Annotated in this window: 19 protein-coding genes and 1 tRNA gene; 15 read left to right on the forward strand and 5 right to left on the reverse strand. The window is 61.1% G+C overall.

Annotated elements, in window-relative coordinates; genetic code table 11:
* Positions 1 to 4: 4 nt before the first annotated feature.
* Positions 5 to 931 carry a hypothetical protein gene (locus KJQ96_RS19555; protein ID WP_213288194.1) on the forward strand — a complete coding sequence of 309 codons (927 nt, stop codon included), beginning with the start codon at positions 5 to 7 and terminating at the stop codon, positions 929 to 931.
* A gap of 12 nt (positions 932 to 943) precedes the next feature.
* On the opposite strand, the gene KJQ96_RS19560 is transcribed toward KJQ96_RS19555, so the two are convergent.
* Positions 944 to 1,882, reverse strand: a complete 939-nt coding sequence (locus KJQ96_RS19560) for a LysR family transcriptional regulator (protein ID WP_213288195.1) — start codon at positions 1,880 to 1,882, stop codon at positions 944 to 946.
* A 115-nt stretch (positions 1,883 to 1,997) separates the two neighbouring features.
* On the opposite strand from KJQ96_RS19560, the gene KJQ96_RS19565 reads away from it, so the two are divergent.
* The 4 genes from KJQ96_RS19565 (at position 1,998) to KJQ96_RS19580 (ending at position 5,604) form a co-directional block, all read left to right on the forward strand.
* Positions 1,998 to 3,041: an LLM class flavin-dependent oxidoreductase gene (locus tag KJQ96_RS19565; protein WP_213288196.1), complete on the forward strand. Its 1,044-nt coding sequence runs from the start codon at positions 1,998 to 2,000 to the stop codon at positions 3,039 to 3,041.
* Positions 3,042 to 3,095: 54 nt separating this feature from the next.
* Positions 3,096 to 3,710 (forward strand): NADPH-dependent FMN reductase, encoded by a 615-nt coding sequence (locus tag KJQ96_RS19570; RefSeq protein ID WP_213288197.1) that lies wholly within the window; start codon positions 3,096 to 3,098, stop codon positions 3,708 to 3,710.
* A gap of 30 nt (positions 3,711 to 3,740) precedes the next feature.
* On the forward strand, positions 3,741 to 4,520 hold the full coding sequence (locus KJQ96_RS19575; protein ID WP_213288198.1) for an alpha/beta fold hydrolase: 780 nt from the start codon (positions 3,741 to 3,743) through the stop codon (positions 4,518 to 4,520).
* Between the two features lie 118 nt (positions 4,521 to 4,638).
* A complete protein-coding gene (locus KJQ96_RS19580; protein ID WP_213288199.1) occupies positions 4,639 to 5,604 on the forward strand; it encodes a tripartite tricarboxylate transporter substrate binding protein in 966 nt (321 codons plus the stop codon).
* Between the two features lie 56 nt (positions 5,605 to 5,660).
* Here KJQ96_RS19580 and KJQ96_RS19585 read toward each other — a convergent pair whose 3' ends face one another.
* The gene (locus KJQ96_RS19585) at positions 5,661 to 6,272 is read right to left on the reverse strand and encodes a GyrI-like domain-containing protein (protein WP_213288200.1); all 612 of its coding nucleotides are present in this window, start codon (positions 6,270 to 6,272) and stop codon (positions 5,661 to 5,663) included.
* A 124-nt stretch (positions 6,273 to 6,396) separates the two neighbouring features.
* Between KJQ96_RS19585 and KJQ96_RS42050 the strand changes: the two genes are divergently transcribed.
* From KJQ96_RS42050 to KJQ96_RS19620, 8 genes are all read left to right on the forward strand, one after another.
* Positions 6,397 to 6,585 carry a hypothetical protein gene (locus KJQ96_RS42050; protein WP_375293185.1) on the forward strand — a complete coding sequence of 63 codons (189 nt, stop codon included), beginning with the start codon at positions 6,397 to 6,399 and terminating at the stop codon, positions 6,583 to 6,585.
* A gap of 27 nt (positions 6,586 to 6,612) precedes the next feature.
* Positions 6,613 to 6,828: a hypothetical protein gene (locus KJQ96_RS42055; RefSeq protein WP_375293186.1), complete on the forward strand. Its 216-nt coding sequence runs from the start codon at positions 6,613 to 6,615 to the stop codon at positions 6,826 to 6,828.
* Between the two features lie 55 nt (positions 6,829 to 6,883).
* Entirely contained in the window at positions 6,884 to 7,402 is a 519-nt protein-coding gene (locus KJQ96_RS19595) for an isoprenylcysteine carboxylmethyltransferase family protein (RefSeq protein WP_249734244.1), read from the forward strand.
* Between the two features lie 140 nt (positions 7,403 to 7,542).
* Positions 7,543 to 7,827: a GYD domain-containing protein gene (locus tag KJQ96_RS19600; protein ID WP_213288201.1), complete on the forward strand. Its 285-nt coding sequence runs from the start codon at positions 7,543 to 7,545 to the stop codon at positions 7,825 to 7,827.
* A gap of 250 nt (positions 7,828 to 8,077) precedes the next feature.
* Positions 8,078 to 8,686: a gamma carbonic anhydrase family protein gene (locus tag KJQ96_RS19605; protein ID WP_213288202.1), complete on the forward strand. Its 609-nt coding sequence runs from the start codon at positions 8,078 to 8,080 to the stop codon at positions 8,684 to 8,686.
* A gap of 60 nt (positions 8,687 to 8,746) precedes the next feature.
* On the forward strand, positions 8,747 to 9,625 hold the full coding sequence (locus tag KJQ96_RS19610) for an alpha/beta fold hydrolase (RefSeq protein WP_213288203.1): 879 nt from the start codon (positions 8,747 to 8,749) through the stop codon (positions 9,623 to 9,625).
* Positions 9,626 to 9,816: 191 nt separating this feature from the next.
* Positions 9,817 to 11,544, forward strand: coding sequence for an ATP-dependent Clp protease adaptor ClpS (locus tag KJQ96_RS19615; RefSeq protein ID WP_213288204.1), 1,728 nt, complete (start codon positions 9,817 to 9,819; stop codon positions 11,542 to 11,544).
* Between the two features lie 67 nt (positions 11,545 to 11,611).
* The gene (locus KJQ96_RS19620; protein WP_213288205.1) at positions 11,612 to 12,385 is read left to right on the forward strand and encodes a type III pantothenate kinase; all 774 of its coding nucleotides are present in this window, start codon (positions 11,612 to 11,614) and stop codon (positions 12,383 to 12,385) included.
* Positions 12,386 to 12,550: 165 nt separating this feature from the next.
* On the opposite strand, the gene KJQ96_RS19625 is transcribed toward KJQ96_RS19620, so the two are convergent.
* A complete protein-coding gene (locus KJQ96_RS19625) occupies positions 12,551 to 13,081 on the reverse strand; it encodes a dihydrofolate reductase family protein (protein ID WP_213288206.1) in 531 nt (176 codons plus the stop codon).
* Positions 13,082 to 13,837: 756 nt separating this feature from the next.
* Here KJQ96_RS19625 and KJQ96_RS19630 point away from each other — a divergent pair.
* The gene (locus KJQ96_RS19630) at positions 13,838 to 18,685 is read left to right on the forward strand and encodes an NAD-glutamate dehydrogenase (protein ID WP_213288207.1); all 4,848 of its coding nucleotides are present in this window, start codon (positions 13,838 to 13,840) and stop codon (positions 18,683 to 18,685) included.
* Positions 18,682 to 19,017, forward strand: coding sequence for a hypothetical protein (locus tag KJQ96_RS19635; RefSeq protein ID WP_213288208.1), 336 nt, complete (start codon positions 18,682 to 18,684; stop codon positions 19,015 to 19,017). The genes KJQ96_RS19630 and KJQ96_RS19635 overlap by 4 nt, the downstream gene beginning before the upstream one ends.
* A gap of 106 nt (positions 19,018 to 19,123) precedes the next feature.
* On the opposite strand, the gene queD is transcribed toward KJQ96_RS19635, so the two are convergent.
* Together queD and KJQ96_RS19645 are read right to left on the reverse strand one after the other, a co-directional pair.
* Positions 19,124 to 19,480 carry a 6-carboxytetrahydropterin synthase QueD gene (gene queD, locus KJQ96_RS19640; RefSeq protein ID WP_213288209.1) on the reverse strand — a complete coding sequence of 119 codons (357 nt, stop codon included), beginning with the start codon at positions 19,478 to 19,480 and terminating at the stop codon, positions 19,124 to 19,126.
* 81 nt (positions 19,481 to 19,561) lie between these two features.
* Positions 19,562 to 19,638 (reverse strand) — tRNA-Arg (locus KJQ96_RS19645).
* Positions 19,639 to 19,864 lie beyond the last annotated feature (226 nt).

Below are 19,864 nucleotides of genomic sequence, written 5' to 3' on the forward strand. Positions count from 1 at the left end.
GGCCATGGCCGACGCCGTCAAGAACGCCCGCCGCTCCGATGAAGCTGAGCGTAGCCGTCATCTCGCGGCAACCGAATCGGTTGCCTTCGCCACCATGCTGCTCGGCCTGCTCAACGATGCCGACACCGCGCTGCACCGCCTGGAGCACGAGGGGGAAGCCCGCGCGGCGCAGCCGGCTGCCCTGCACCCGCCTCCGGCAGCGATCGTCCCGGCCGCGCTGCAGCCGGCCTATCCCACACTCGGCCATGACGACCAGCATGCCGGCACGATCGAACCTCCGGCAGCCGAGCTTTCGCCTGCGGTCCACGCCGACGCCACAGCAACGGACACGCCGCAAGATACGACCGCGATGCTCGCCGAAGCTCCATCAGGCGACGTGCTCGCCACGCAGGCTTTTACATCGGCGTCCGTGCTATCGAGCTTCAGAGCAGCTCTGGATCACGCGCCATCGGCAGGCACAGGCAGCGCGCCGTCGGGCAGCAGCATTGCGCCACCATCATTTGATCTTGGCGCGTCCGTTCACAACCTTGCAGACAGCCTCACCGGGGTCGTCGACATCGCGCTTGCAACGGTATCGAGTACGATCACAAGCGTGAGTGCCACCGTAGGGCAACTGACGGCGACCGTGACCGGCACTGCAAGCCATCTCCTCGACGGCTTGGTCGGCACGGTGACCGGCCTGATCCATGACGCACCGGCCCCCAGCCTGCTCGAACCGCTGACGACGAATCTTTCCGAACTGACATCCAGCACGGCGGATTTCTCCGGCGCCGCGCAGCACGACATACCGCTGCTCGACACCGCGGGCGCGATACCGACGTCGCTGCTGCACCCGATCCCGCTGCAGCTCGGCTTTCTGGGCCAGCCGACGATGGATGGCCATGAGCCGCATGACGGCGCATTCTCGGCGCTAGGGGTGCATCACTTCTGAGAGGCCCGCCTTTCATCCGACCTTCATTTGCTTGGCCGGAGTCCCGTCAACCTCGGACGCAACGTCGGTAATGATCTCGCGCAACCAAGCAAGTGCGGGATCCAGGTGAAAGGACGCCGGCCACTGTAGGGCTTCTCGAAATGCGGGGATGCGGACCGGCGCACGCAGCAGCTTCAGCGGAAAGTTTCGCGCGAAAATTACAGCGAGGCGATGATGCATCGTCGCGATGCGGTCCGTTCCGATCACCATGGCAGCCATCGCGGTAAAGTTCGGGGCAATGACCTCGATGCGGCGTTTATAACCTAACTGCACGAGGGCGCGTTCATCGAAGGATACTCCGTGAATGGGCCCGAGCTGAGCTGTTATGTGTCCAAGCTGAAGATAGCGGCCAAGCGAGATCGAGCGCCCGATCTCGCGGCTTCCGCGCCAGGCGACGCAGCAGAACTCGTCCGCGAACAAATGCTGGCTGGGATGGCCATCAATGAGATTTGTATCGGGGATCACGACGAAATCGACCTCCCCTCGCTGAAGCTGGTCATCGACCCGATCACCGAAGGGAAGAATTTCAAGGCAAACCCGCGGTGCGGCGCGATAAACCCGCTTCATGACGGCGTGCATCAATACGATGCTCGCATAATCGGAAACGACCAGCCGGAAACGCCGCTCAGAACTCGCCGGGTCGAATTTCGGCGGCGAGATCAGATTGGCCCGGATTCGCAGCAGGATGTCCCGCGTTGGTCTTTCCAGCGATTGCGCCAGCGGCGTCGGCACCAGCTTTCGCTGTGAAATCGTGAAAATCTCGTCGTTGAAATACTGACGCAATCTGCCAACAGCGGCGCTCATCGCCGGCTGGCTGAGATGAAGGCGTCGACTGGCTCCCATGACGCTGCGCTCTTCGAGGATCGCATCAAGCGCAATCAGGAGATTGAGGTCCAGGCCTTCGAGGCGCATCGGCTTACATCCATCTTTCAAATATCACAGATCAATATAATCGATTTTTCGAATTTAAAGGTCCCATGTACTCAGGACGCAATCAAGAAATAAGTCGTGCATTGGGAGAAACGCTTTGATCAAGCCATGGATCTTTGAATTCATGCAGGCACCGAATCTGGGCGACGGGGAGACCCTGCCCAGTACCGTGACTGCCGTGTTCGACGAAGGCTACGCGCATTGGCTCGAAGTCGAGAAGCTGGGGTTCGAAGGAATATTCTTTAGCGAACATCACTTCGGTCACTCTTATAGCCCCTCTCCCAACCTGTTGATCGCAGCTATTTCTCGCCAGTCGACCCGGCTGCGGCTGGGAACGATGGGAGTGGTCGTGCCGCTCTATGAGCCATGGCGCATCATCGAAGAACTGACGATGCTCGATCACCTGACGAAGGGACGCCTCGAGATCGGCTTTGCAGCCGGCGTCCCGCAGGAACTCGCGCGGATAGGCTTAGGGATCGAGGAGGCCCGCGAGCGGTTCAACGAGGCTTTGGAGATACTCGATGCCGCCCTCTCGAACCACGTCATCAGCCACAGCGGGAAGTATTGGAAATTCGAAAACCTCAGCCTGATGCCGAACGTCTTCCTGCAGCCGTCTCCGCCAAAATGGACAACGGTTGTAAGTACCGGATCCGCGCAGAAATCCGCTCAAAGGCGATCCAAAATCTGCACCGGCTTCGAATCCGGCGCGCGCATATCCGAAATTTTTGACGTGTATCGGAAGGAGTCTGCCCGGTTGGGATTTCCGGCAGGGCCCGATCAGCTCGCAATCCGGCGCAATGTCTCCATTTCATACGATGCGGCTGAGGCGCGCGAAGAATCTCATGCCGCGAAGGCAGCGACTCTGAAAGTTGTGGCGGGCGATCCGCGCGTTGTCCAAGGCACATCCTCATTGCTCGATGCGCCGAGGGCTGGAGCCGGCTTTTCACTGCATGACGACGACTACATCGCCGGCACGCCGGCGCAGGTCGCTGAACAAATCATCGATCAATGCCGCAAATGCGGCGCAGGCCATTTTCTCGCGATGCTCGGAAGGAGCTTTACGCCGCGCCGCCGGGAAACACTCGCTCTCTTCGGCAAGGAGGTAATCCCCCAATTGCGACGCGCGCAGATAGGTTGGTGAGCCCGATTGCGAGCCGAGCATTGCGGGCTTGCGGCACAACAACTGGAGCGAAGCATGATTCAGGATAAGCCTCTTATTCTCGGAATAGGCGGAACCCCGCGGCGCGGGTCATCGTCCGAACGCGCGCTCGTGATCAGCCTCAGGGCCGCCGAGGATGAAGGCGCAAGGACCCTTCTTCTCTCCGGCGCAGAACTGCTTCTGCCGATGTATATGCCTGGGCAGCAACAGTCCGATCAGGCTTCGCGTCTCCTGGCCGCGCTTCGTGAATGCCACGGCATTATCATCTCGTCGCCTGCCTACCACGGATCGATATCTGGACTGATAAAGAACGCGCTCGACTACGCGGAAGAACTCAGAACGGATACACGCGCCTACCTGGATGGAATTCCCGTTGGCTGCATCGCCTGTGCTGGCGGCTGGCAGGCCGTTGGACAAACATTGGCCGCGCTTCGAACCATTGCTCATTCCCTCAGAGGTTGGCCAACGCCGCTTGGTGCCATGTTGAACACATCCGGTGCGCTGTTCGACGCCGAGGGAAATTGCACCGATGCGGCAACCAGACGCCAGCTTGAGACGGTGGGGCAGCAGGTGATCGATTTCGTGCGCATGCGATCTCGCGGCAGATTGGCAGCGCACTCCTTTTCGACAGACACGATGGTCCAACCGTAGCGCCAGCTCTCGGCCAGGAAGGAGTTTGACGTGGTATTCGAAACGATAAAGCTCAAGATCGATGCCGTGGACACGGTCATAAAAGTCATCGGAAGGGGTCCGGCCGTGCTCGCGCTCCACGGAGCGGCAACGATCGAGGGGCAAGATTGGGCGCGCGGTCTGGCCGACAGGTTTCGGGTCTATCTGCCATTCCACCCCGGCTTCGGCGAAAGCGGACCTGCGCCGCATATCTGCGGGATGCAGAATTTGATCGTCCATAATCTGCGGCTCATCGCAGGATTGGGGCTGGGTCGGCCGCACCTCGTGGGCCATTCCATGGGGGGCTGGATGGCGGCAGAAATGGCGGTGGTCGCCGGCGAACGCTTTGCTCGTCTGGTGCTGAACGCGCCTGCCGGGCTCAACCACCCTGACCATCGCGGCGCCGATCCCACCAAAGTCGCTCCGCAAGATTTGCCTGGCTACCTGGCGCATCGAACGGAAGTTGCAGCCCGATACTTTCCCGGAGGCTCGCTTGCACCATCGCCGGAGCAGTTCATTGCGGCAAGGGAAAGGGAAGGCCAGGCGCTGAGCAACATCCGGAAGGCCCACGGCATGGGACACCCAAATCTCGGTCGGTGGTTAAGCCGGATTCCCAACGAAACGCTCATCGTGTGGGGCGACAGGGACAGGGTCGCACTTGCCAGTCAGGCGGAACTCTGGGCAAGCGCGATTCCAAGAGCCCGCATTCATATCGTGCCCGGCGTTGGGCACTTCGCCATGCAGGAAGACCCAGCCTGTGTCGTGGCGATCGGCGATTTCCTCGCCGGTTGAAAGTGATTTACCCGCCCGCTCGCTTTCATATGCGAAACGGGATGCCGCGGATGGAACGAGCGATCCATCTCTATTTCTTCAAATAGTACGAGCCAGGGAGATAATCATGAGAGCCATTGTGGTCGCGATCGCCCTCACCGCGGGCCTGATATCCACTTCGCTGACACAGACTTCGCAGGCACAGACTTGGCCCACCCAGTCCATTCGCCTCATTGTCAACTTTCCCGCGGGAGGAGCAGCAGATCAGCTCGCGCGCCTTGTCGGTCAACCTCTCGGCGAAGCTTTCGGTCAGTCGGTCGTAATCGAAAACAGGGGAGGCGCTGGCGGAAATCTAGGCGGAGAATTCGTGGCGAGGTCGGCGCCGGATGGCTACACCCTGCTGATGTCTTCAGGCGGGATGGTGGCGATCAATCCGCATCTGTATGCCAAGATGTCATTCGACCCCACGAAAGACATCATCCCCGTCGCCTCCGTTGCACGCGTGCCCTTCTATCTCGTCATTCGGGCGGACAGCCCGGTGCGGGATTTCAAGGAATTCATCGCTGACCTGAAGGCCAATCCGGAAAAGCGGAATTTTGGATCGCCCGGTATCGGCAGCTCTCCCCATCTTGCGGCAGAAATGTTGAAAAAAATGACCGGCACAAGCGCAGTGCACGTGCCGTACCGCGGCGCAGCGCCTGCGCTCAATGACCTCCTCGGGGGGCAGCTCGACTTCCTGTTCGATCCCGGCATCGCCATCGAGCACGTGAAAGCCGGCAAGCTGCGTGCCCTTGCGATCGGAAGCCCGCAACGATCGCCCCAACTTCCGAATGTACCCACGCTAGACGAGCTCGGCCTGACCGGCTTTGATGCGGATGCCGTATTCGGCATCTACGCGCCAGCCGGAACATCACCCGACGTTGTCGCGCGTGTGAACAAGGAAGTTAATCGATCGCTTGCAACCGCCGCGTTGAACGGGCGTATCGCGACCCTCGGAAACATAGCCGCTCCGATGTCTCCGGAAGAGTTCAAGGAGAAGTCCCGCAAAGACGCCGAGCGGTTCGGCGCAATCATACGTGAGCGGGGCATTCGCGCCGCCAACTAGCTGCAAGTTTCATAGCCGGCCTCTGTGGCGCTTGACGTGCTGATCAAGCTCCACTTTCAGTTCTGCCGCACGGGTTGGCGGATCACGGTCTTGAGCTTTTCAGGCGCCGTCTTGCGAGGGTCGCTCAGATAGACCTCATGATGCCGACCGGCGAAGTCGTAGCCGCCGGAAGGCATAATCTCCCCGTGCAACCTCGCGAGCAGCGGTCCTTCGTCGTCGTAGCTGCCCACGTGCAATGCCTGGAGGCAGAGACCTTCCTCCAGGCTTTCGAGCCTCAGACTGTCAGGAAGCGTGCCGAGCTTCTCTCGCGCCTTGATCCTGGCAGCAAGGAAGGCCTCGTCATCCACATAGTCCGGCACCATGATCATCATGGTCCACTCCCATTCGTCCTTACGCCGTGCGGAGAAGCTCTCAGGGTCGGGAGCTGACCAAAGTCCCTCCAATGGCATCACGACGAAGTCTTTCCCGTTTGCCTTGCACGAGAATTTGATCGTAAAGGCCGTCGCGTAGAGGCTTTCGACGGCAAGCCTATAAGCTTGGGCTGTGTTCGGGTCACCATGACCATCTACCATAAGGTAGGAAACCGGCGGCACATCGATCGTCACGAAGCGGTTGAGGGGAGCGGTGAAGAGTGGCTTCCTCACCTTCTTTAGATCCAGCTTTTCCATCTACCCCTCACAGCATTCTGAACATGTTTGGACGGCCGAACCAGATCAGCCTTACTAGACCACACTAGACCACCTCGCGCAGAATACCTTGAGCCCGAGAGCCATAGTGAGGAGGCGGCACCTTATGGAGAAGAACGTAAAGGACTTGTTTGAGCACTATGAGAACCTGTTCCGAACGGCGCTTCGGGATCAAGTGGATATGGACGAAGTGGTGTCCTCATACGCCACTGCGTTCGTTGCGGCCTCTCCGGCCGGCGTCAGTGTCGGCCGGAATGACGAACACCTGAAGCAGATGATGCAACAGGGGTTTTAAAATTATCGCCGGATCGGTACGAAGGATATGCGACTTCGCAATGTCCGCATCGCACCGATCGACGAGCACCATTGCCTGGCGCATGTCGCTTGGACCGCCATCTACGACCGTGGCAGCGAACCGGATGTTTCTATTGATTTTGAGGTCCATTATCTGGTGCAGCAGCTCGAAGACACACCAAGGATCTTTGGATGGGTATCAGGGGACGAGCAAGCCGTTCTGAAGGAACACGGCATCATCTGAATTCCGCTTCCCACACCGTTCGCTTCCCGGTGCTGCCTGCGATTTTGTGCTATGCTTGCAAACAGCCTTCAGCCAGATCAAGCCCTGTTTCACCGGTCCCGTTATGGCTGACATAGCAGATAACGCTGGCGTCATTGTCCGGCCGCCGATCGCGTGGGCGCTCGCGGTGCTTGCCGGGCTCGCGCTCAACTGGCTCATGCCCTTGCCGTTCTTGCCGGCCGCGCTGCCTGCAGGCTGGCAGGGCGCGACGGTGTTTGCCCTCGCGCTGGCGCTCGTCGCGTGGGCGATCTCTACCATGACCCGGGCTGGCTCGAACGTACCCACCAACCTGCCGACCACGACCATCGTGGAGGCCGGCCCCTACCGCTTCACGCGCAACCCCATCTATCTCGGCATGGTGCTGGGGCTGATCGGCTTGGCCATTGCCTTCAACAGCCTCTGGCTGTTGATGACGCTGGTGCCCTTCGCGCTTGTCATCCGCTACGGTGTGATCGCCCGCGAGGAAGCCTACCTCGAGCGCAAGTTCGGGGACGTCTATCGCCGCTACTGCGCGCGGGTACGGCGCTGGCTATAGGGCTTGTCGGCCAGGACCAGCGCCAGGGGAACCTGTGCCTCGCCATTCCCGCTCCGCAAATCGGCATGGGCATGGGTCGTGGGAAGGCGTATAATTGCGTTGTCCTTCGCGCAAATGATCAACCTCTCGTGGAGGTGGCCATGAAATATGTGCTGCTTGGCAATTTGAGCCCGGAGTGGGCAAGCAAGCAATCGGAGCGGATCGGCAAAGCCAAGACGAAACTCGACAAGCTAGGCATCAAGGTCGAGTCGATCCACTACACGCAGGGCTACTATGATTTCGTCGACATCGTCGACGCCCCGAATGAGGCGGCGATGCTCGCGTTCTCCGTCTGGTACGCGACGCAAGGTCTAGGCCGGATCCAAAGTATGCCGGCCTTCGACACCCAGACCTTCGAAGCCGCGATCAAGGACGCTGCGAACTAGGCGTCGGAGCGTAGCTCACAGCATTCTTCCCGGGCGCGGTAGCACGGAGCGCAGAACCGGGGGGTATCTCGCGCCTTACTTCGTGAGAAAATGCGGGACGTCTTGCGAGTAGCTCGCTTCCCCGATGAAGCTTGGCTCATCGGGCTTTCGGCGGCTTGATGCGGCAATTGCGCAGGCAGGTGACAACCTCAGCGCCGCGGAACTCGCACGGGGTCTCCTCTGTTGGCTCTTCCAGAGAGGAGTCCGCCCTATGCTTATCGAGCATCAGAACAAGCGGCCGAACATCGATCCGACCGCCTATGTGGCCCCGACGGCGGTGATCTGCGGTGATGTGACGATCGGTCCACGCACGCACGTCTCGTTCGGGGCAGTGATCGAGGCGCATGGCGCGCCGGTTCGGATCGGCGCCGAGTGCGTCGTGCGCGAGAACCTCAACATCCGCAGCACGAGCCGGAACGCCGTCGAGATCGGCGACCATGTCCTGATCGGGCCGCTGTCTTCGCTCAAGGGCTGCATCGTCGAGGACGAGTGCTTTCTGGCGACGGGCGTCAAAATCTATCAAGGCGCGGTCATCAGGCGGCGCACCGAAGTTCGCATCGACGGCGTGGTCCACGTGCGCAGCGTGCTGCCGCCGAGCTCGCTTGTCCCGATCAAATGGGTGGCGGTCGGCAATCCCGCCCAGATGTTCCCGCCCGACAAGCACGAGGAGATCAACGCCATCCTGCGCGAAATGAACTTCCCCGAAGAGGTCTACGGGCTGGAGCGCCAGGCTGGCAGCGGCGTCGACATGGACATGAAGGAAGTCACCCTACGCGTGACGAGCGGGCTCGCCGATCATCGCGACGACCGGGAGCTGTAGCGCTCCGCTCCTGTCGCGCCGCTTGCGAGTGATTAATCGGTCAAGGAGAGGAGTTCTGGCATGAACCCGGCGAATCGGCAACGACTTCGCCTCTCCGGCGGTACGGAGTTGTCCTTCATCACGGCAGGTGAGGCATCCAAGCCCGCGGTGTTGCTCCTGCACGGCTTTCCGGGCTCGGCAGGCTATTTTCGTGAGGTCGTGCCCGCGCTGTCGCAGGCCACATACGTGATCGCGCCCGATCTGCCTGGCTTTGGCGAGTCTGACGTCTTGCCGACGGTCTCGTTTCGCACCTTCGGTCAGGCAATCTCGGAGCTCCTGGACCGGCTCGCGATCGGATCGCGCTACATCTACCTTCACGATTTCGGTGCGCCGGCGGGGTTTCACATCGCCATGCAAGCGCCGGGACAAGTCCAGGGCCTTATCATCCAGAACGCCAACGCTCATCGAACCGGGCTCGGGTCGCAATGGGCCCCGGTGATGGCTTACTGGTCGAATCCAAACCCAGAGAACGAGGCGGCTGCGACCGCGCATCTGACATTCGAGGGCGTGCGCAACGGATATCTCGGCGGGATGCCGCCGGACGTGGCGGCTCGAATCCCGGCCGAAATCTGGCAGGAGGACTGGCGGGTGATGCAATTGCCCGGCCGGATGGACACGCAGCGCGCGCTCGTCAGGGACTATGGGCACTACGTCGCCCGGTTCGACGAAATCGCCCAATATCTCGAGCGCTGGCAGCCGCCTGCGCTGATGGTCTGGGCACGTCACGATCCCTTCTTTGATCTTGCCGAGATCCTGTCATGGATGCGGGCGCTGCCGAGGATGGAAGCCCATGTTCTCGACGCCGGCCACAAGCTGCTCGAGACGCACGCCGGACCAGCGCTCTCCCTCATGATGGAGTTCATCAGGCGAACACAAGAGAGACCTGCGCAACTTCCCTAAGAGAACGCCTGCGAGTTTATCCCAAGGCCGTTTCAGGGCGCGGGACGACTTTCTTCTGCCTTGAATCCAGAGGCGGCGATCCCGCTCTTGACGCCCGATGCATCCGTGGCGGTTCTCTGACCGCTTGACGCGGCTCGCCGGCTATGTTCTCTTTTTGTTCTTTGGACAACGCGTACGAGGTCTTTCCTTTCATGCATGACATTTGCACCGACGCCGGGTCGATCACGCTCTTTATTCATAATGACGACGATACGCCGGTCGAATTCGTCCGGCAGCTCCTTCGCAACGTCTTCGGCAAGTCGGAACGGGAAGCGATCGCATTCACCGCGCTGATCGAGAACGAAGAGAAGGTGGCCTGCGGCCCCTACCCGGGCCCGGTCGCCAAGGCACTTCTGGATTCGGCACGGCAAAGCATCAGCGCCGCCGGTCATGGTTTGCTGATCACCAGCGAAACCGCGACCACGAAAGACGCATGCGATCTTTGCGGAGCACCGGCGACTGGCAGTGAAATCCTGCTCGCCGGCAGGACAGCGTGCCTCTGCAATAGTTGCCTGCTTGCTGTCAGGCGCGCATCGGAGGCCGTGCCTGGAGACGAGTTCAAATACGCCTGGCTCGCGCTTGACTGGCACTTTGCCGGAATCCCGCGAAACCAGTTGGTGACGAGAGCGCGGCAGTTTCCAGGCCATATGCTCGCCGACGTCCAGGTCGCGGTCGACCAGTTGCTCGCCTCGCCGCTGCACTTCTTCGGCATTCACGAGGAGTATCGCTATGAGACGCTGGTATTTGCTGCCCTGATGAAGGATGGCCGGAACGCACCCGCGCTTGCGCCGCCGCAGTACCGCGACGTCGAGATCGGTGAAGCGCAGCCGGTGAAATGCCTGCATAACGGACTGTGGCTGTGCAGGGCCGGCGAGCTCCGCTACGCCGTGCTGCTATCGTTTCATCGTGAATACCAGCATGAGGCTGCGATACGCATCGAGATCGCCGTGCCGGCCGGCGCCGCCGGCGACGCACTGGTGCAACGTGCGTTCGCCGAGCTTGAAGAGGCAGTGCACGCCGCGCGTTCCTATCGCGGCAAGATCCTTTCGCTCGAAGGTGGATCCGACTATCGCGGACGGTCGAGCGGGATCATGGTGCACCGGCTGCCGGCAGTCGGACGTGAGGAAGTCATCTTGCCCGAACAGACGCTGAAGCTGCTCGATCGCAACGTCATGGGCTTTATCGGCAATCGCGCGGCGCTTCGCAAGCTGGGCCAATCGACCCGCAAGGGCATCCTGCTTTACGGCCCGCCGGGCACCGGCAAGACGCACACGATCCGTTACCTTGCGACCAATTTGCCCGGACATACGACGTTGATCATCACGGCCGAGCAAGTGGGGTTGCTCGGCGCATATATGAAGCTGGCGCGCCTGTTGCAGCCGACGATGGTAGTGATCGAGGACGTCGACCTCATCGCCCGCGATCGCGAAGAGATGGGATCGTGTGAAGAGCCGCTGCTCAACAAGCTGCTCAACGAAATGGACGGGCTGAAGGAGGACTCCGATATCCTGTTCGTCCTCACCACCAACCGGCCGGAGCAGCTTGAAGGCGCGCTGGCCGGCCGGCCCGGTCGCATCGACCAGGCGATCGAAGTGCCGCTGCCCGACGGCATCGGCCGCAGCAAGCTTGTTCAGCTCTATGGCAAGGACCTGCCGATGGATCAGTCCATCATTGATGAGATCGTGAACCGCACGAAGGGTGTCAGCGCCGCGTTCATCAAGGAATTGATGCGGCGTATCGCGCAAGCGAGCATTTTTCGGGATGACGGTTCGACGGTGGAATCCGGCGACATCAGCGAAGCGCTGGACGACATGTTGTTCACTGGCGGCAGACTAAACGTCACGCTGCTCGGCGGGGCGCAGGAAATGGCAGGCTCTTGATGGGCACTATTGCTTCGCCGTAGCGCAGCGCCCAGATAATGTGAAGCTGTAACGCAGGGCTTGATCAATGCTTCTAGCAATTGAGCAGGGAAACACCAACAGCCTATTCGCGGTTCACGACGGCGACCATTGGATCGCCCAATGGCGATCGGCTACCGAGCCTAGCCGTACAGCCGATGAATACGCCGTGTGGCTGTCGCAACTGATGGCGATGCACAAACTTGAGCTCAGCCTTTTGAATGCCTGTGTGATATCGAGCGTAGTGCCGCAGTCAATCTTCAACCTGCGAAACCTGTCGCGTCGTTACTTGCACGCCGAGCCGTTGATCATTGGTGAGAATACCGAGCTGGGCATCGAGGTGCGGACCAAGAAGCCCTCGGAGGTCGGATCGGACCGTCTGGTCAATGCGCTCGGCGCGCTCAAGCTCTATTCCGGGCCATTGATCATTGTCGACAGCGGGACCGCCATCACGCTTGACGTGATCGGGAGTGATGGCGGCTTCGAGGGAGGTGTGATCGCGCCAGGCGTCCACCTGTCGATGGAGGCCCTGCATGCAGCCGCCGCGAAGCTTCCCAGAATTGCGCTGCAAAAGCCACGACGGGTGGTAGGCGATGACACAGTTAGCGCCATGCAGTCCGGTATTTTCTGGGGTCACGTCGCGCTTATCGAAGGAATGATTGCTCGCATCAAGGCTGAGCGGAACGAAGCAATGACGGTCGTCGCCACCGGCGGTGTCGCATCGTTGTTCCACGACGCCACCAAGGCGATAGATCACTTCGATCCCGACCTGACGATTCGCGGTCTGCTGGAGGTATACCGGCGTAGTACGAGATCACGGTGACGATCGGGTTCAATCGAAGAAAGCGGCCGATTATGGCTGCGATCGCGTATTCCGAAATGGCGCGCCACGCCGGATAGACACGACGAATACAATCTGCCGTTCCTACTTCGCTAGCGCCACTAGCGAGCGCAGATCGCTGCGATTTCCATCCGGCGAATCGCGAGATTAAGCAGGAACGTAGGTCAACCTGATCACATCCTCGCCAATCCGATCATTAGTCACCAGGCGGAGCGGCGGCCGGGGTCCGGCGAAATATGGCTTACCGTGGCCAAGCACGACAGGGTGCAGGTAGATTCGATACTCATCGATCAGGCCAAGTTCGGTGAGGCTTCGCGCCAAGTCCGGGCCAGCAACTTCGATCTCCCCGTCGCGCTCGGCCTTCAGCTTGCGGATTGCGCCCTCAAGATCATCCTCAACAAGCCTGGCGTTGGGGCCGACCGACTTCAACGAGCGCGAGACGACCCATTTCGACTGCTTCCGCCACGCCGCCGCGAAGGCGTGTTCCTCTGCATTCCACTCAGGATGGTCGTCGTCCCAGTAACGCATGATCTCATACATTTGGCGACCGTACACGCTGCCCGCCTGCCCCTGAGCCTCCTCGATGAAGTGGCGGAAGAGCGTGGGGCTTGGCGCAAACGCCATATGGTCGACGTAGCCGTCCAGGGACTGGTTCATTCCGAACACGAGCTTGGCCATACCACTTCCTTTCTCTACGCGGCACGCGGTTCTGATTGCGCTATGCAATCGGTTGTAGGCTAGCTCGACTGATTTCATATCGCAACTGGTTTTGAAGTGCGCCTGAATGCCCGCGCTCGCGCTACACCTCGCGATGTGAACGGACGGCGGCTTCTGAGACCGGGCGACAGACTCCGATCAAGATGGGCACTATTGTTTCGCTGCAGCACTATGAATCCAAGGCCCGCTGCGCGATCCAATCGGTAATGTTGCGCGTGCCAGCGATTTGGCACTACGCCTTCGGAGCCAGCGCTCTCTGAGCCGGACTCACGCGACTCGGCGTCGCTTTGACATGCGCGGCTCGATCGGGATGGCGCTCTCTCGCGTCGCGGAGCGCGACGCGCCGTCCAGCGAGGGCGCGCTTTCGAGCGCATTTGCGACCGATCAGTAACGATGATATCGCGCAAAATCGTAAAATGGCGCGCCATTCCAAATAAATCTACGAACTCGCACTCAATTGAAATTGCTTGTGATTTTTTCGGGCGCAGCCAACGGCTCGGCGGTTCTCGAAGCCGTTTTGGTCCCGTCGCCACCGCGGGCATTTCCGCGCGCGCCCCTGAGACTCTGCGCGCCTTGGCCGCCCCGGGGTGATAGTATTGTCGAAGCCATGAGACCGGAGATTTGGTAGCAATCGAACCGCGGTCAAAGAACGGCGCTCAAACAGGTGCACTCCAGAATCAGGCCGACGATCGCGACTGCGGTCGGACCGCGTGAGAAATGGAGGACGTTATGGAAGCGTGGCGAGACGACAAGGCCCGGGCAACCCTGATCCGCGAGGCAGCCGGAAGCGCGCAATTGGGCAAAACCCCCCGGACGTTTGCCGAGCTACTGTTCGGCCACACCAATAGCGAGGATCTCGCCAACTACGACGCCACCTCGCTGGCCTTCCTGGCGAAGCAGGCCTGGGACCATGTGCAGCGGCGCACGCCGGGCAGAGCCGATATCCGCGTCATCAATCCCATGATGCCGGACGGCCGCGAGATTTCCGTGCTCGAAATTCTCAACGACAACATGCCCTTCCTGTTCGATTCCACCCTGGCGGAGCTCGCTGAGCTGGGCATCGAAGTCGCCCTGGTTGCTCACCCGATCATCGCCGTGGAGCGCGACGAGCAAGGCAAGCTCATGCGGTTCCACGGCGATACACTACCGGAGGGAGCAAGGGGCGTACGCGAAAGCCTGATACATCTTCACATCGCCCGCATGGACGTCGAAGCCGACCGCCAGAAGCTGATCGACGGGCTGACCAGAACGTTGAATGACGTACGTGCCTGCGTCACCGACTGGAAACCCATGCGCGCCCGGGTCGAGGAAGCAATCAAGACCTTCTCTTCCAATCCGCCGCCGCTGCCGATAGACGAGGTCGCCGAAGCCAACCAGTTCCTGCAATGGCTGTGCGCGGATAATTTCACCTTTTTGGGCGTGCGCGAATATCGCTTCTCGCCCGATAACGTGGACGACATCTCGACCGGCGAAGGCCTCGGCATCTTGCGCGATCCTGACGTGAAGGTCCTGCGCCGCGGCAACGAAATGGTGGTGATGACGTCGGAAATTCGCGACTTCATGCGCGAGCCGACGTTGCTCATCGTGATCAAAGCTAATGTCTCAAGCCGCGTTCATCGCCGTATCCAGATGGACTATGTAGGCATCAAGCTCTACACGCCCGATGGCCGGCTCGAGGGCGAATTGCGCCTGGTCGGTCTGTTCACCTCGGGCGCCTACACACGCTCGGCACGGCAGATCCCCTATGTCCGCCACAAGGTGGAGCAAGTGCTGCAGCGTGCCGGCTTCGACCCGAACAGCCATTCGGGCAAGGCCCTCATGCATATTCTCGAAGAATATCCGCGTGACGAGCTGTTCCAGGTCGACGTCGACACCCTCTACAAATTCGTCATGGAGATCCTCATCCTCTACGAGCGCCCCCGCGTTCGGACGCTTTCACGGGTGGACAAGTTCGATCGGTTCGTCTCCATCCTCGTCTTCATTCCGCGCGAGAAATACGACACAGACGTGCGCACGCGCGTCGCAAATTTCCTGGCGCAGGCCTACAAGGGGACCCTGGCCGCCTCCTACGTGTCGTTCCCCGAAGGATCACTTGCGCGAGTCCACTACATCATCGGGCGCTATGAAGGCAAAACGCCCGTCGTTGAGCGCGCGACACTCGAAGCCGGGATCAGCGCGATTGCCGCGACCTGGGCCGACAAGCTGAAAGCCGCACTTAACGCGTCTACCGATGGCATGCGCGCGCGCATGCTCGCCAACCGCTATGCCCAGGCCTTCGCCGGCGGCTATACCGAGGTCTTCAGCGCGGAACAGGCGATCGCCGACATCGCCACTATCGAAAAGCTTACGCCAGCGCGTCCCGTGGCGATTTCGGTTCACCGCGACGAGGGCCACGACGATCCCAGGCGTTTCGGCTTGAAGGTCTTCTCGGACTCCACACCGCTGTCGCTATCCTACCGCGTGCCGGTGATCGAGAATCACGGCCTGCGCGTGGTCAACGAACGCACGTATGAGATCGTGCCCGCCACCAGGCCGGCGCCGGTGTGGCTGCACGACATGACGATCGAGACCAGCGACGGCAAGCCGCTTGCGATCAGCCCGGAATTCAATCGCCGCCTCGAAGTCTCGATGATGGCGGTAATCCGCGATCGCGCCGAATCTGATGGCTATAACGCGCTGATCCTGCGCACGGCGCTGAGCTGGCGGGAAGTGTCGACGATCAGGGCGCTGTCACACTACCTGCACCAGATCCGCGCGCCGTTCAGCCAGGACTATATGTGGGAAACCCTGCGCAAGAACGTTGCGATCACCGCCAACATCGTCGCTCTGTTCCAGGCCCGCCTCGATCCACGCCTCGCTGCCACCGGAGCTGAACGTTCGGCGCGTGAGACTGCCCTGCTTGCGGAGATCGAGGAACAGCTCAAATCTGTCGACGCGCTCGATGAAGATCGCATCCTGCGCCGGTTCACCAATCTGGTGCAGGCAATCATCCGCACCAACCTGTGGCAGGTCGGCGAGGACGGGCATCCACGTCCAGTGATCTCCTTCAAGTTCGACGCACACAAGATCGAAGACCTGCCGGCTCCGCGACCGCTCTACGAGATTTTCGTCTATTCGCCCCGTATCGAGGGTATTCATCTACGCTTTGGCAAGGTGGCGCGCGGCGGCCTGCGCTGGTCCGACCGGCCGCAGGATTTCCGCACCGAGATCCTTGGCCTGGTCAAGGCTCAGCAGGTCAAGAACGCCGTAATTGTGCCGGTCGGCGCCAAGGGCGGCTTCGTGCCCAAACGCCTGCCCCCGCCCTCCAATCGCGAGGCTTGGCTGGCGGAAGGCACCGAAGCCTATCGCATCTTCATTCGCTCGCTGCTCGAGCTCACCGACAATCTCGACGGCGACACCATCGTGCCGCCGGACTCTACCGTGCGACACGACGGCGACGACCCCTACCTCGTGGTCGCCGCCGACAAGGGCACCGCCACCTTCTCAGACATAGCCAACGCGATCTCGGCCGAGAAGAACCATTGGCTGGGCGATGCCTTCGCCTCTGGCGGCAGCCAGGGCTATGACCACAAGAAGATGGGTATCACGGCGCGCGGAGCCTGGGAGGCGGTCAAGCGTCACTTCCGCGAGCTCGGCACCGACATTCAAACCATGCCGTTCACCGCGGCCGGCGTGGGCGACATGTCCGGCGATGTCTTCGGCAACGGCATGCTGCTCTCGCCGGCGACGAAGCTGGTCGCAGCTTTCGATCACCGCGACATCTTCCTCGATCCTTCGCCCGATCCGGCGATCAGTCACGCTGAGCGCAAGCGCCTATTCGATCTGCCGCGATCAAGCTGGCAGGACTACAACAAGTCGCTGATCTCGTCGGGCGGCGGCGTGTTCTCGCGCTCGCTCAAGGCAATTCCGCTCACACCGGAACTGCGCACCCTGCTCGACCTCGACAAGCCGCAAGCGACTCCCTTCGAGGTGATGACGGCGATCCTGAAAGCGCGCGTGGATCTTCTGTGGTTTGGCGGCATCGGCACCTATATTCGCGCGTCGGCGGAAAGCGACGATCAGGCCGGCGACCGCGCCAACGATCCGATTCGCATCACCGGCGCCGATGTCCGTGCCCGGGTGATCGGCGAAGGCGCCAATCTAGGCGTCAGCCAGCGCGGCCGCATTGAGGCGGCGCAGAAGGGCGTAAAGCTCAACTCCGACGCAATCGACAATTCGGCCGGCGTGAACACGTCTGACGTCGAGGTCAACATCAAGATCGCGCTGGCGCGCCCGGAGCGTGAGGGCCTAATCAGTCCGGCCGACCGCAACAGCCTGCTCGCCGCGATGACCGACGAGGTCGGCGCGCTGGTACTGCGCAACAACTATCTGCAGACGCTGGCGCTCTCGCTTGCCGAACGGAAGGGTCTGGCCGAGATCGGCTTTCTCACCCGCCTGATGCAATCGCTCGAGCAGCGCGGCCTGCTTAGCCGCGCTGTCGAATTCTTGCCGGACGATGCGGCGATCGCAGAACGCTCGAGGCGGGGCCAGCTCTTGACACGGCCCGAACTTGCCGTGTTGCTCGCTTACGCCAAGCTGACGCTCTACGATGACCTGCTCGCCACCAGCGTGCCCGACGATCCTTATCTCGCCCGCGAACTGTCCCAGTATTTTCCGCGCGAGCTTCCGGACAAATTCCCGACAGCGGTGCAGTTGCATCGGCTCCGGCGGGAGGTCATTGCGACCAATCTCGCCAATGCCGTGATCAACCGCGGCGGCCCGGCCTGTGTCGTACGCCTGATCGACGAGACCGACGCCGATATTCCGACCATCGTCATGGCCTATGTGGCGGTCGATGAATCCTACGGGCTCAAGCGGCTGAGTGCCGCAATCGACGCACTTGACACCCGCATCGACGGGCAATTGCAACTTAGCCTCTACGCGGCACTTCAGGATCTCCTGCTCTCCCGCATGGTCTGGTATGTTCGCAATGTTGACTTCAATGCCGGTCTGGATGCTGTGATCGCGCGCTTCGCCCCCGGAATCCGTCAGATCGCCGCCGGGCTCGACCAGGCCCTGCCGGGGGACTTGCAGGCTGGCCGCACCAAGCGGCGGCAGGGCCTGATCGATGCTGGCGTACCGGCAGACCTTGCTGCCGAGCTTGCCGATCTCGATGCATTGAAGTCGGCACCGGACATCGTGATCGTCGCCGAGCGCACCAACCGCGCCATCGGTGACGCCGCCACGACCTTCTTCGCCGCCGAGGCCGATTTCAGCCTCGATCGCATCATCGCCGCCGCGCGCAGTGTGCCGGCAACCGATAATTTCGAACGTCTCGCCATCGATCGCGCCGTCGACCAGATCGCGGCCGCAGAAAGAGGCCTGGTCGCCAACATGCTGGCAAACGGCGAGTCCGGACGGGTGGCCGCCGGAAACTGGCTGGCGGCTCATCCGGAGGCGATCCGCATCCGCCGCTCGGTCGAGGAGATCGCGGCCAGCGGCCTGACGCTCGCCAAGCTGACGGTGGCAGCCAATTTGCTGGGGGACTTGGCTAACGGACACGCACGGCAGAGAGCGCCCCAATGATCCGCGCTACCTGCCACACCGCGGATGATGTCCTGTGTCTGGAGTTCGATGCCACGCCATGGTTCAGCGAGGCTGAAGCGCCGAGCATTATCGATCTGGCCCAGAAAGGGTGGACCAGCGCGGCAATTGCGGAAGCTCTCGAACGCCGCCCGGGATACGCACGCTTGCATGACCTCGTTGAGTATGCGGCGAAGCGACTGCAAGCAGAATCTCTGGAGGACCCGATCTGGAATACTTTCGAATGTATCGTTGACGGCTCAGAGGCTGTGGCCTGGCTTGAGAAGAATCGGCCGGATGTCGTAGCAGGAATCCCGAGCCGGAGCCCGCCGTGAAGAAGCCTGCTTTCGCCGGAGCGCCGAGGAATCTGACAGTGCAGGCCGCGTCTCCTGCTGGCCATGGGAGCTCTTGAGATCTAGATGGGCCGGCGTGCGGTTATCGTCACCGCCCGTCATATTCGGCCCAGCAGTCCGTCGTTTCGTAGACCCGAACAGCCGAGATTTGCTCAAGACCCGGCTTCAATCGGTCCCATATCCATACCGCAATATTCTCGGCGGTCGGATTCTCCAGTCCCTCGACGTCGTTCAGGCATCTGTGGTCCAGGGCGTCCACGATGCCTGCGAAGCACTTTTCGATATCAAAGAAGTCCGCGACGAAACCCGTGTGCGGGTCTACCGGTCCATCCAGATGAACCTCGACCCGATAGGAATGACCGTGCAGCCGGCTGCATCGATGCGTCTCGGGCACGTTTGGCAGCCGATGCGCCGCCTCGAATTTGAACGCCTGCGATATCCTCATCGGGTTCCTGGCAGGGCAACGCCCATCCGCAATCCCGGCGTAACGACCAGATGCCATGCTGTTCTGACCGACGTCGAAGAATGGCGCGCCCGAAGAGATTCGAACTCCTGACCCCCAGATTCGTAGTCTGGTGCTCTATCCAGCTGAGCTACGGGCGCGTTTTCGCTTGGCATTTGGGCTTTAAGGGGCCCGGATGCGTCCGACAAAAGCCTCGGACGGTCGCGAAAGAGCGCTTTAGCTACCCGCTCCGGCTTCGCTTTGCAAGGTGGCGAAAGGCGCTTCCTGGACCAATAATGGTTAGCGATTTCACGTCGTTTCGGGGCCTGCGCCAGTGGGAGCGCAAATGCGCGCCGTCACGTCGGAAATCCCGCTCGGACCTGGAAT

It is taken from the genome of Bradyrhizobium sp. sGM-13 (assembly GCF_018398875.1).
Taxonomy (GTDB): Bacteria; Pseudomonadota; Alphaproteobacteria; order Rhizobiales; family Xanthobacteraceae; genus Bradyrhizobium.